The organism is Tropicibacter alexandrii, assembly GCF_003667315.2.
GTDB classification, from domain to species: Bacteria; Pseudomonadota; Alphaproteobacteria; order Rhodobacterales; family Rhodobacteraceae; genus Tropicibacter; species Tropicibacter alexandrii.
In genome coordinates this window covers 1-12,327 of sequence record NZ_RCTZ02000025.1, presented here as the reverse complement: position 1 = coordinate 12,327, position 12,327 = coordinate 1, and the positions used below count along the sequence as shown (strand labels likewise).

9 protein-coding genes and 2 pseudogenes are annotated in these 12,327 nt (G+C 57.0%); 9 read left to right on the top strand and 2 right to left on the bottom strand.

Translation table 11 applies throughout. The annotated features are described in order from the left end of the window. Positions 1 to 491: 491 nt before the first annotated feature. Together D8Z78_RS25380 and D8Z78_RS25115 are read left to right on the top strand one after the other, a co-directional pair. Positions 492 to 689: pseudogene (locus tag D8Z78_RS25380) on the top strand (DUF7146 domain-containing protein); the annotation flags it as partial. Then, positions 688 to 1,128, top strand: a complete 441-nt coding sequence (locus tag D8Z78_RS25115) for a toprim domain-containing protein (RefSeq protein ID WP_210180112.1) — start codon at positions 688 to 690, stop codon at positions 1,126 to 1,128. The pseudogene D8Z78_RS25380 and the gene D8Z78_RS25115, both read left to right, overlap by 2 nt. Positions 1,129 to 1,549: 421 nt before the next feature. On the opposite strand, the pseudogene D8Z78_RS21220 reads toward D8Z78_RS25115, so the two are convergent. Then, positions 1,550 to 1,807, bottom strand: a pseudogene (locus D8Z78_RS21220) (IS110 family transposase); the annotation flags it as partial. A 299-nt stretch (positions 1,808 to 2,106) separates the two neighbouring features. Between D8Z78_RS21220 and D8Z78_RS21215 the strand changes: the two are divergent. The 3 genes from D8Z78_RS21215 to repC all read left to right on the top strand — a co-directional run bounded on the left by D8Z78_RS21215 (position 2,107) and on the right by repC (position 6,017). Then, positions 2,107 to 3,462, top strand: coding sequence for a nucleotide-binding protein (locus D8Z78_RS21215; protein WP_206169720.1), 1,356 nt, complete (start codon positions 2,107 to 2,109; stop codon positions 3,460 to 3,462). After that, complete coding sequence (locus tag D8Z78_RS21210) at positions 3,459 to 4,502, top strand: ParB N-terminal domain-containing protein (protein WP_121632679.1); 1,044 nt, start codon at positions 3,459 to 3,461, stop codon at positions 4,500 to 4,502. Before D8Z78_RS21215 ends, D8Z78_RS21210 begins: the two co-directional genes overlap by 4 nt. Before the next feature lie 234 nt (positions 4,503 to 4,736). Then, positions 4,737 to 6,017: a plasmid replication protein RepC gene (repC, locus tag D8Z78_RS21205; protein ID WP_121632678.1), complete on the top strand. Its 1,281-nt coding sequence runs from the start codon at positions 4,737 to 4,739 to the stop codon at positions 6,015 to 6,017. 12 nt (positions 6,018 to 6,029) lie between these two features. On the opposite strand, the gene D8Z78_RS21200 is transcribed toward repC, so the two are convergent. Next, positions 6,030 to 7,139, bottom strand: coding sequence for a tyrosine-type recombinase/integrase (locus D8Z78_RS21200; protein WP_121632676.1), 1,110 nt, complete (start codon positions 7,137 to 7,139; stop codon positions 6,030 to 6,032). Between the two features lie 113 nt (positions 7,140 to 7,252). On the opposite strand from D8Z78_RS21200, the gene D8Z78_RS21195 reads away from it, so the two are divergent. The 4 genes from D8Z78_RS21195 to D8Z78_RS21180 all read left to right on the top strand — a co-directional run bounded on the left by D8Z78_RS21195 (position 7,253) and on the right by D8Z78_RS21180 (position 12,282). Continuing rightward, positions 7,253 to 8,215, top strand: a complete 963-nt coding sequence (locus D8Z78_RS21195; protein WP_064224186.1) for a DUF1403 family protein — start codon at positions 7,253 to 7,255, stop codon at positions 8,213 to 8,215. 122 nt (positions 8,216 to 8,337) lie between these two features. Beyond that, positions 8,338 to 8,850 carry an SMC-Scp complex subunit ScpB gene (gene scpB, locus D8Z78_RS21190; protein WP_235602403.1) on the top strand — a complete coding sequence of 171 codons (513 nt, stop codon included), beginning with the start codon at positions 8,338 to 8,340 and terminating at the stop codon, positions 8,848 to 8,850. A gap of 191 nt (positions 8,851 to 9,041) precedes the next feature. Beyond that, positions 9,042 to 10,022, top strand: coding sequence for an AAA family ATPase (locus D8Z78_RS21185; RefSeq protein ID WP_064224187.1), 981 nt, complete (start codon positions 9,042 to 9,044; stop codon positions 10,020 to 10,022). A 232-nt stretch (positions 10,023 to 10,254) separates the two neighbouring features. After that, positions 10,255 to 12,282 (top strand): S8 family peptidase, encoded by a 2,028-nt coding sequence (locus tag D8Z78_RS21180; protein ID WP_164933050.1) that lies wholly within the window; start codon positions 10,255 to 10,257, stop codon positions 12,280 to 12,282. Positions 12,283 to 12,327: the final 45 nt, after the last annotated feature.

Genomic DNA, 12,327 nt, shown 5'->3' with positions numbered 1-12,327 from the left:
TCAAGCACCCGACTCGCACATGCTAACCCATGCAGCATTCGCCGAGCACCCGGTTGGTGTCAGCGCAGCGGATGCCGGTTCGTGAGCGCGCGGTGCAGCATCGCAAACCTCGTGGTCGAACGTGCGACCCGTGCCGAGAGTTTCTGCCGCCAGTATTTTCCCGAGGGGCGCAAGCAGGGCAATTTTTGGCAGGTTGGCGACACCTCTTGCGCTAAGGGGCAAAGTCTCGCCATCCGCCTGCAAGCTGAAGGTGGGCGCAAAGCTGGCTCCTAGGTCGACTATGCGACGGGGTAATACGGCGACTTGATCGACCTGCTGCAGGAACGACATGGCTCGGTTACGCCGAACGAGACGCTGAGGGAAGCCCAGGCACTTCTCGGTGAAGCCCCCTGCCCTACCGTGCCACGAGAGCCGCGAAAAGCTGAGCACCCGGATGGAGCTCCGGCAAACGCATCTCGCGGGCGCGAAAATTTTTCGCCGCTGGCCAGCCGGTGCTCGGGACCCTGGCTGCCACCTATCTGCAGAGGCGTGGCATCACACGTCTTGGCCCGGCCCTGCTCTATCACCCGCGGGTCTTCCTGTGGCAGGGTGAGCACGATACCGATCCGCCGCAAAGGGCCCCTGCCCTGCTGGCCAAGATCACCGACAACCGGGGTCAGATTACCGGATGTGCGCGGTTCTATCTAGATCCGTCCATCGGCCGTTTGGCCGAAATCGAGAGCCCGAAGCGGATCCTCGGACAACCTGCACGGCTATGCCGCCCGCTTCTGGTCCGACACGGGCCGCTCCGATCTCATCGTCGGCGAAGAGCTCGAGAACACTCTCTCGGTCGGCACAGCCCTCCCCGAATTCGATCTCGCCTCCTGTCTTACTGCCAACCATCTCGGCCTTTTCGTTCCGACGCCGAGGATCAGGCGCATCTGGATCGCGCGGGACAATGACGACGCAGGACGCAATGCATCAATGAGATTGCGTAACCAAATAGAATTGCTCGGAATTGACTGTGGCGATCTCGTGCCAGCCAGGGGCGATTTCAACGACGATCTGCGGGCATTTGGAAGAGATGCACTGCCCCGGTACCTGCTAAAGGCCATGAAAGCACAAGGTCAGGAGATCGAGGACGGGTGACCCCTAACCTCCCCTGGGATGCCTGACAGGGCAAATGTTCCGCGGGTTCGATCTGATCCCGGTTGGAAAAGGTAGCGATGGACCGGCGGGTCGGGACTGAGCGCCACTCGTCCGGGCAGCAATGCGCACCGCACCAGAAATTTCCCCTGCCCCTTTGGGGCATTACTCGCGGGAACATGTGTGGACACCCATCGGTCAAGCATTTTTCGAAATCCGACTTCCAGTTCAGTGCGCTCATGTGTCCGGCCTATTCGTCGCGGCGGAATCCGCTGGCCCTGATGAAGTCCGCAGATCATGGTCCCTATCAATCTTACGCATATGACAATGCGGTCTCGCGTACGGGTTTTCCTGATCTCCGGCTGGCACCGGTTTTCATCATTCGAAGTACACGCTCTCCCGGTCTCTGTGTTTCTCGCCTTGCTTAAACGGTGAGCACCGCCTTCTCAGATTTATTCTCGGCCTTCCCGGTCATGACTGACCAGACGGTCCTCGCAATCTTGTTGGCCAGAGCTACGGTCACCAGCTGCGGTGGCTGGCCAGTATTGATCAGGCGTTTCACCCAGCCATAGAGCGGCGTTTCCCGCCCTGAAGTCACCCGCCTGATGACAGAGCTCGCACCGAGCTCCAGCAGCGTTCTCAGCGTCCTGTCCCCGTCTTTCGAGATCTTCCCGTTGCGTTCTTTCCCACCTGAACCAGGACGATCCGTCCCAGCAGGCGGTCATCCCCTAGTGCCCCAAAGACGCTGAGTAAGCTATCAGCCAGACCGCTCCGGCGGTCTGACTTTTCCTCGTTTCGAGGTTTTTGCACGCGTGCAAAAACAACTCGGCGGCTCAGGTTGCTGTCCGTATTTTCAATCGGAGTAGCCCATATTGTGCGCCGGAAATCCTGTAGGCGTACAATATCTGTACATTTCCTCAAAAACCGTGCTATTTACAACTCGGAGCGATTCCTTGAGAGAGTCGAAATGAGAGCGGTGTAATGGGCGGCAGTATAGAACAGTTCCTTCAAGAGCTCGAGCGGGGCCTTGGCCGGACCATGGTCTCGGTCAACAAGGAGTTGACTATGCGTGAGCGCATCAAGCGCTCTTGGTCGATGCGCCAATGTGCTCGCTTCCTGAACATTAGCCATCAGCATCTGACGAAGTTCGCTAAGGACAATGAGGATTTTCCTGCCGGCAAACATGTAGGGCGCGAACGTGTTTTCACCCTGACGGAGCTGATGCACATCCGGGCTTTGATGGCTGCCTCAGCAAAGCGGCCTGAGCATTTTCTTGCTTGGCGCAAACTCGACGATCCTTTGCCCGTCATTTCATTTGCAAGTCAGAAAGGTGGAACTGCGAAGTCGCTTAGTGCTGCGCACTTCGCTCAGTACCTGAGTCTGCACTACGGCATGCGAGTCGGCGTCATGGACGCTGACCCCCAGAGCACGATCACGCTCTATTTTGTTGGCGGCGAAGAAATGCCAACTTTGCCAGATGACGAAACTCCGACGATGGTTGACTTCGCGGGGCTGTTTCAGACCGACGAATCCATCCCCTACACTGACTATGATGCGGAGACGCTTGACGGGTTTTTCAAGAAAACCTCTTGGCCGGGCGTGCGGCTAGTACCTGCGCATGGCGAAACTTCAGAAGGTGAAATTCAGATCGCTAGGTTGTTGCGAGCGGGCACCCCGGAAAAGCGGTTCTACAGGTTCCTAAGAGACTCCATAGATCGTTGGAATGAGGGGCATCCACCGGTCACCCGTCCGAATGAACTTGTGAGCAACGGTAGGGTCGACCAAGCGAAGCTTGAAAGTGCCCTCAACGAGACCTTGGACTGCATCATTATCGACTATCAGCCTGCGCTGACACTGTTCCAGCTGAATAATGTGATGGCGTCTACTTCGTTGATTATCCCGCAGACGATGAAAGGGTTCGACATTGCGACCTTGTCCACCTTTGTGACTGGTCTCCTCACCATGCTGCGCCACATTTTCGCGACGGATCGGATCGATATGGGCGGTGCGGCACATATGCTGTTGCCCACGATCGTGCAGAGAACAAATGAGCAAGATCTCACACAGGTCGGCAACCTGCTCGAAAACTGCCCAGATGAGGTGCTGCCGGTATTCTATCTTCGCTCTGATGCTATTTCGAACGCATCGGACGTTTATCAATCCGTCTACGAGTACGACCCAGATACGCCAGGCAAGCGAAAAGGCATCAACAGGTTCATCGAGAATGCTGACGCAGTGAATGACGCCATCGTCTCACGCCTCTGGCCCGGTCTTGAGCGTGGCTATGCCGAGGATTGGATGCAGAACTTCTACAATTTCGAGGAGGAAGCCGAATGAAGCGAACACTGAGCAGCTCGGTCCTCAAGAAAAAGCCCACGCGCCCAGATGAAGATGTGTCTGCGGCTCCTGAATCTGTTGCACGCGAACAGGTTCACGAAGACGAAGCGAAACTGGTTGGTGGGGTTAAGCCAAGACTGGGCGGCTCTGGCAGTGCTTGGAAGGCCGGAGCGCTTTCAGACGCCAGCCAGATGCTTCACGTTGAGCGCGCACAGATCGTGGAGCGCATTCTCGCGGGTCGACATGAGTTGCAGATTGATCCGTCTCAGATCGTGGACGTGATTGGATCGGACCGGCGTGAAGATTGGCGCGACCAAGAGGCATTCGAGAAGCTCAAAGAGAGTATCGAGAAGAATGGTCAAGATACGCCCATTCATATTCGGCCAGCGGATCCTGATTGGCGACCGGATGAACGTGAGCCCGAGAACATAGAAGGCGTGACGTTCCAGTTGATCGTGGGTCGGCGACGCCATGCGATCCTTGAAGCTTTGGGATTGCCTGTCCGCGCCATTCTGGTTCCACAATCCCTTCGGGGTTCCCGTGAAGAGCAGTTCGAGATGCTATTCATGCGCTTCCGGGAGAATGAGGAACGTGAAAACCTCAGCGCTTTCGAGCGACTGGTTTCGATAGGCGAGATGTTTGAGCGGCTACAAGATGCCAAACCGGACGAGAAGATAACTGCAACCGAGTTCGCCAAGCGTGTGGGTGTTCATAACAGCGCGGTATCACGTGGTCGCGCTGTCTATGCCGCTAGAACTGAGATTTTGCACGCGTGCAAAGATGTCTACGATCTCAGCCACCGTGACCTCGAAAAGGTTCTTGGTGACCTGACTGAGAAGCAGTCCAAGCCTGCAAAAAAGAAATCGCAGAGCCCCAAGAAACTCACTGTACAGCGAAAGATCGGTTCGCGGAAATTGAGTATTACAGGGCAGGGCGGGAAGCTCTCGGTCGCCGCCACGGGGCTAACATTGGACGAGGACATTCTCAGAGGTTTGAGTGATGTCATCGCTGAGTATTTGGAGAAACACGGATCGAAGTAAGAGGCAGGAGCCGCGGAGACGGTGGTCTTCGATCCAAACGAGGTAAGAAACAGGAGCGGATATGCTTTGAGATAACGGCAAAAGAAAAGCCCCCAAGCTGAGGGCCTGAGAGCTTATCAAGACTAGTTTGGTCGCTATCAAGATAGTTCTCTGGCGAATCACTGTCAACAGCAACGCTCCTGAGCGAACGGGATTCTTTTGCCCTCCATCAAGCAGAGGAGGCGAGAACTATCCATGAAACATACAGGTTGGCGCAAGCCGACACCGGGTCTTGGCATTGCAGAGCAACTTGCCCAAGCCGGTGAACAGGTAGCTGTACCCAAAACGCGGGCCTTCGTGGCCGTGAAGCGGGTCGGTGCATATATTGGCCTCAAGGCCGGAGACATGATGCTCCTCGACACGCTCGGGGCCTTTACCCAGGCCCAGGACTGGGAGGAGGGGCAGCGCCCGATCGTCTGGGCGTCGAACGCCTATCTGATGGAACAGACGGGCTTCTCGCTCTCCGCACTCAAGCGCCATGCACGGCGCCTGGCCGAGATCGGCGTGATCTCCTTCCAGGACAGCCCAAACGGCAAGCGGTGGGGCCGCAGGGACGCCGAGGGGCGCATCGTCGAGGCCTACGGCTTCGATCTGTCGCCGCTGTCGGCGCGTGTCGAGGAATTCGAGGAGCTTCATGCCGAGTTGCAGGCTGAACGCGAGCTCTGCCAGCGCCTGAAGCGCCAGATCACGGTTGCACGCCGTATGATCCGCGCTCGGATCGAAGCGGCCGTCAGCAGCGCGCTGCGAGGACCCTGGACGCAATTCACGGGTCTCCTCGAGGAGCTTCTGGACCGGCTTCCTCGCCGCCATGAAGCTTCAGAACAGCTTGAGCGGCTGCTAACCTGGTTCAAGGAGCTCCAGGAGCGCGTTGAAGCTGCCTATCTCAAGGCAACAGAGGTCGTTCAACCTGTGGAAAACACGCCGGAAACCAAGGAGCAAGTTACTAAGACCACTCAAGAAATGAACCCCAGGGAGGTCATTTCTGACCCCCATATACTAATTACAAACCAACTTGATCCTGTAATTCGTAATTCCTCTGAAAAAGAGGAAGCCGTGGCCGTGGTGCCCAATGCTCGACCCGAAGATCAGGTTGATAGGGAGCTGGAAGAATGGGTAGCCGAGGTGCGCAAGAAGCGCGCAGCGCTGGATCTGCCCACTGTGATGCAGGCCTGTCCCGAATTCGCGTCGTGGGCGCGCAATTTGGGCGGGTTCCTGAAGGATTGGGGCGATCTGCACCGGGTTGCTGGTCAACTCAGGCCGATGATCGGCATTTCTGAACATGCCTGGAACGTGGCACAGGACCGGCTGGGCAAACAGGTGGCGACAGCGGCGCTCGCGCTCGTCTTCGAGAAGCATTGTGCCGGCGAAGTTTCCTCGCCGGGCGGCTATCTGCGCGGCATGGTCGAGAAGGCCGGGGCAGGGGAGCTGCATCTCGAGCGGAGCTTCTATGGCAGGCTCAGCGGTCAGGCGGCGTGATGGAGCAGGGGGTCAGAGACCTGCGGCTTTGCTCAGGTTCACGCGGAACCGGTCACGACGGCGCTGGTAGCGGCGGGTCATCTCGGCCGAGGCGTGACCGAGTTGCTTCTGGACGTAGCGCTCGTCAACTTCGGCCGAACTGGCGAGGCCGGCGCGCAGCGAATGACCGGAGAACAGCGCCAGTCGGTCTTTTTCGGGCAGCTCGGATCGGATACCCGCGTCCAGCACCGTACGCTTGATCAGGCGCGCGACGTGCTTGTCGTTCAGTCTGGTTTCGGTCGCGCGTTTGCCATCCCGTGAGGTGCCGACGAAGACCGGGCCGAAATTGATCTTCGCGAAGTGCAGCCATTGCTCGAGCGCATGCACGGGGCAGGTCTGATCCTTGGAGCCCCGGCCGATCTCGACTTCACGCCAACCGGTCTTGGCGTTGAGGGTCAGGAGGGCGCCTTTCTCGAAGATCTCGATCCAGCCGCCGGAATCCGGCGTATCGTCTTTGTGCACGTCGAGGCTGACGATTTCCGAGCGGCGTAAACCACCGGCGTAGCCCATGAGCAGGATCGCCCGATCCCGGAGCCCGCGCAGGTCGAAAGGAAGGGTGGCCACCATCGCGAGGATGTCCTCCGCCAGGATCGCCTCCTTCTGCACCGGGGGACGCGCATGCTTGCGCTTGATCCCGGCCAGCACGGTGGCGATGTGGCGGTTTTTGCGATCAAGGTTGAAGCCGCGTTGCGCGTAGTTCCAGGCGAGGCCCGACAGGCGGCGGTCGATGGTCGAGACGGATAGGGCAGGGGAGGGGCCCGACCCTGATGCCAGATTGGCAAGGTAGAGCCCGATCATCTCCGGCGACGGGGGCAGGGGCTCGGTGCCTTTCATCCGGCACCACCGAGCGAAATGCGCCCAGTCTTTTGCATAGGCCTTCAGCGTGTTCTCGGAGGCCGCGGCGCGGGCATAGTCTCGGGCCGTGTCCACCAGCCGATCGAGACTGCCGGAACCGGCGACAAAGGACGGCAGGCTCAAGGCCCCGCCGTCAGGGAGATCTCTCTCGTTGTCCTCGTTGGACGAAGGCCCGATTGGCGCTTCGGAGCTCGATTTCTCGGTGTTTTCTGACATGCCGCTGAGCATATCATTTTGTGTCCGATAATGCAAACTTATTGGACATATCAAAGAGCTGTAAGGTGGGGCGGTTTGAGTGGTATTTACTGGAATTAAGCGCCGTGGCGAGTTAGTGTCTCGGCATGACCTATCAGCCCGCAACTGTCTCTGACGACGTGAACACTCTACCCAAGCTGCCGGGCTGGGTCACCTCTGGACGTGCCGAAACCCTTGAAACTGTGGCATTTCGGTCTGGAGCAGCGCTCACGGTATTAAATCAACTGGTCAGCGATCCGTCCCAAGGCGTGCCTCTTAAACTGCTGGCCAACCAGCTTGCACTACGAGCGGCCACGGCGACGTCTAAACTCGAAGGCCGTCTTGCCCGAGAGGCTGATATCCGCGACGCTTACCACTTGGCACCGCCCGGAGAGGCACGCGGCCCCGATGGTGATATCTTGGCGTTTTGGCGAGATGCGGCGCGTCTCAAATTGACGGGGCGGGACTGGCACGACGGTGTGCAAAGCTTGGTTGGCGCGGCGTTTGCCGATGATGTCTTGAGGGTGATAGGGGTTGGTGCCGATTGCGCAAAATCCCATGGACCGTTGGCGGGATGTATTGCCGTGATGCGCGCGGTTCTGGAAATGGATGATCGGGCGGAGCAGATCGCCTGTCTGCTCTCGGATATTGTCCTTGCGCGGGCATTGAACTGGATGTCACTGCTGCCTGTCACGGCACAAGACCTTACGAAAAAGATGTTGCGCGACCTGATTGAAGAAGGGCAGGGGGCGGATCTGAAAGTTCAGGCGCGCCTGTTGATGTCTATCGAAGATACGATCCGCTTGGCGCGCGATCTGGCAGCGCGGGCGACTTTGCTGCAGGCCGCGGCTCCGAAGCTGCGCGCCAAAGGATCTGATGCGGCCGTCGCGTTGTTCCTTACTGAAGATGCGATTGGGCCTTCAATGATGCTGTCACCAACAATCCAGGGCAGCACCATTCCGATGACCGATCGCGCTGCGCGCCGGTTTTGTGATCGGCTCGTCGAACTGGGCGTCGCGCGTGAGCTCACTGGACGGGCTACGTTCCGGCTGTATGGGATTGTGCGATGACCCGCACCGCCATAACCTCCGAAGCCAAACAAAAGCACACAAGACCGAAGGAGGCCGGACGCGAAGGCGTCTTTGACCGTGAGCTTGAAGATCTGCCGCAAGAGCTGCGCTGGCGCGAATGGATGGGGCGGATCGAGGCGGTTCTGTTTGCCAGTGGCACGCCGGTTGGCCATGACGACTTGGCACGCGTGGTGGGGCAGGGGGCCTCGGTTGAGATGCTGATTGAGGATATTAAGACGGAGTTGATTGGTCGGCCTTATGAACTGGCGCAGGTTGCTGGAGGATGGATGTTCCGGACCAAGACGCAGTTTGCAGATGTGATCAAGGCGGCGGCAGACCTTGGCGACCAGTCGATGGCCTTCACTGAGATGGAGATGGGCGTGCTCTGCGCGATCGCCTATCATCAGCCGATTGATCGGGCAGGGCTGAAGGACATCTTTGGCAAAGACGTGAGCCGCGATCTGCTCGCGCGGCTCCGCTTCAAGGAGCTGATTGCCAGTGGACCAAGGGCTCCACGCGCGGGCGCGCCACATACATTTGTCACGACTGAGACGTTTCTGGTGACGTTCGATTTGGAGACACTGCGGGACTTACCAGAGTTGGATTTGGCTGTTGCAGACAATGGTGAGCAGTAAGTTTAATTTGATCCAGGGCCAGATAGATCAAGGTAAACTTAGTCAATGGAAAACGCTGAAACCTTTGGGCATAATCCGGCCATTGATGCAGCCGCAATTCTGGCTCATTTGTAAGAGCTATTCCGTCAGGTTTTTATGGTCATTTGTATCTGTGTGGGCTAAGATTTTCCCATAAACGAGGAGAAAATCAGGTGGCACGCGGCGAACTCATGAAAAAACTTCTGGCCAGTTATGGCCAAGAGGATGCGTTTCGTGCAGTCGCCGAACAGATCATCGGTGAGGAAGAAAAGAAGAAAAACAACGTCCTGGCACGGACCTTGAGAAAGACGCTCGAGAATCTTGGGCACAGCGTTCCGGCCAAAGGGCTTGCCCCTCTCATCCCCTTTCCCGATGAAGCCAGTGAGTTTATTCAGCGCATTGAGCCAAACCGGACTGCGCAAGACATCTTAATGTCGACAGAGAACGTACGGCTTTTTACTGGGCTTTTGCGTGAATTCCGGAAATCCGACCAGATCAAACAGCATGGTTTACCTGTGCGCTCAAAGCTTCTGTTTTGTGGACCGCCTGGCTGCGGCAAGACACTTTGTGCTGAGGTCTTCGCACATGAGCTGGGGTTACCTCTCTTTGTTGTGCAACTTGATCGTCTGATGTCATCCTATCTTGGCGAGACTGCCACAAACATTCGCAAGATTTTTGAGTTTGCCCGCCGTCAACCCTGCGTCCTGTTTCTCGACGAATTTGATGCGATTGCGCGGTCACGCGACGACGGTGGGGAACACAGCGAGTTGCGCCGCGTTGTGAATAGTCTTCTTCTCTTCATTGATCAGATACAACCAAGCGGTTTCTTGTTGGCTGCGACCAACCTTGATCAATCTCTCGACCCGGCTGTCTGGCGTCGGTTTGATGAGGTCGTTTGGTTTGACGCACCTGATGAGAGAATGACAAGGAAGTTTCTGACCAACGCTTTCAAAAACGTCAAAGCTGACTTCGTTCCGGCAGAACAGGCCTCTACGGTCAAAGGCTATTCCTACGCTGAACTCGATAAGATTTGCACCCAATCCATTAAGCTCTCAATTTTGGGACGCGCTAAGACTGTGTCTCTTCGTCATTTCAACATTGCCGTTGATGATGCCAAACGTCGCGCAAAGCGTACTGAACGGCTCGGCACCTAAATCTCGGTAAGTACCCTTGCCCCAGTATGATCATTTGCCGCTTGTTCGGTTGCCAGAAAATCTTGATCGACGCAAAACCGGTCGCCCTCCGCCCAAGCCGGGCAGAACGCAAGGACATGGGACAGGGGTAAGCGCTGAGGTCGACGACGCGATCCAGACGCAGCGCTTGCAAAGACCGGTAGAATTCGTAGATCCGTCCCTGATCCTCAAGGTTGAGATGAATGGGATGTCGATGGAGGACGACTGGGAAGGTGTTGGGCTTCGCTTGCTCTCAAGCGACGATGATAACACCTTGGTGCTGTTTTCCTCAACCGAGGAACTGACAGAATTCCGCAGAAAGCTTGCAGCTTACGCGGGCCCAAAACCCGCTGGTCAAAAAGACCGCAGTTTTGCGGGGTTTATTGACCGGATCGAAAGCGTATCCACGCTTGAGCCAAGGGATCGGCTTGGCATCCGCCTGCTCGAGCGCGGCTTCACCGGCGCTACAGATTTTCAGGACAACGAAATCTATCTTGTGGACATTGAGCTTTGGGACTTTGCAGGTGCACCGGCTCGTCGCCGCAAGGCCGAAGAAATCGGGGCCTTTGTTGAGGCCCGCAACGGAGAGGTTTTCGACACCTACGTGGGGCCGTCCCTGACCATCATGCGGGTCCAAGCGCCAGGACAAGCCCTGCGACCGGTATTGTCTGTGCCTGAGGTCGCACTAATCGACCACCCCCCCGAGCCAGATCTTGAGGCGCAGCCTGTCGTTGAAATGGCGCTTGAAGACCTTCCCGCTGCTGAACCAGTGTCACCCGATGCGCCAATCGTTGCTGTGCTTGACAGCGGTATCAATGCGCATCCACTGCTGGAAGATGTCCTCATTGCATCTGAAACTTTCGATACAGGCCTTTCAGCAGCAGATATCTGGGGTCACGGGACCAAAGTCGGTGGGGCGGCAGTCTTTGGCGATCTGAGAGACCAAATAGCAAGCGGGCAGCTTCGGAAGTCAGTGCGGTTGGTTTCCGCAAAAATTATCACAGACGACGGGCAGTTCTATGACCGGCGAACACTGCCAAATCTAATGCGGACGGTCTTCCGGGGTCTCAACGAACGGTATGGTTGCAGGATCTTTGTCTTGTCGCTTGGGGACAAGAAATCTTGGTTTGAGCGCGGACGGGTCGGACCTTGGGCTATGACACTGGACGAACTTGCACGTGAGCTTGATGTTCTGGTGTTTGTGTCAGCAGGTAACCGGTCTCCCCGTGGTGGCAATGTAGTTGAGCAAGGTGTCACTCAGTACCCTCAGTACCTTCTCGAAGAAGCCAACCGCATTTTCGAGCCTTCAGGAGCCGCAAACGTAGTGACTGTCGGTTCGCTTTCTCATGGGAGCGGACTTGCTGCACAGCACAGGGATGATGCACATGTGCGTGCGATCACGGCGGGCCCAAATGAGCCGTCCCCCTTTACCCGGGCCGGTCCCGGAGCTGGGGGCATTACGAAGCCCGATTTTTCTGATTTAGGCGGTACGATGCTGTTTAGCGCGGTCACACGGTCGCTCCAATCGGCTCCCATTGTGCCGGAAGCTGGTATTACCACGCTCAACCATGACTTCGTTCGGCAGCTCTTTACGTCCGCAAGTGGGACCTCGATTGCGACCCCTCTTCTTGCACGCAAGGCGGCCTTGTTGCTGCAGCGTTTCCCGGAAGCGTCAGCCAATCTCGTTCGCGCGCTCTTAGCAGGTGCCGCTTCCTTTCCAGATGAAATGACTACGCGGCTTCAGGCGATGGACGCCTTGGAAACGGCTTCTGTCGTAGGTAACGGCTTGGTCGATCCTGTCAAAGCGGTCTATTCGGATGATCATCGCGTTATCTACTTTGCCGAAGATCAACTCGATATCGATAAGTTCGCAATCTACCGCATTCCTATTCCTGTGGAATTTCAGACCGGTGGCAAGCGGACCATCCGCATCTCTTTGGCCTATGATCCCCCGGTGCGCAGAACACGCGCTGACTATCTGGGCACAAAGATGGATTTTCGACTCATCCGCGGTTGCCCTGTTGATCACATCTCAAATTTCTTCCGCAGCCATGCCGGACAGGAAAGTACGCATCCTGACATGCCGCCAAGATACGATTGTGATCTGAAGCCTAGCAAGACGCAACGTGGTGGCAACACGCTGCAAACTGGCTCAATCACCTTCACCAAAGACACCTTGGACTATGGCAATGAATATCACCTTGTCGTCAGGTTGAACCGCCCCGGGTTTACCGGAGAGTAAAACTCTCAAAGGATGAACCCTATGGACCAGAAGAAGCACACCCCG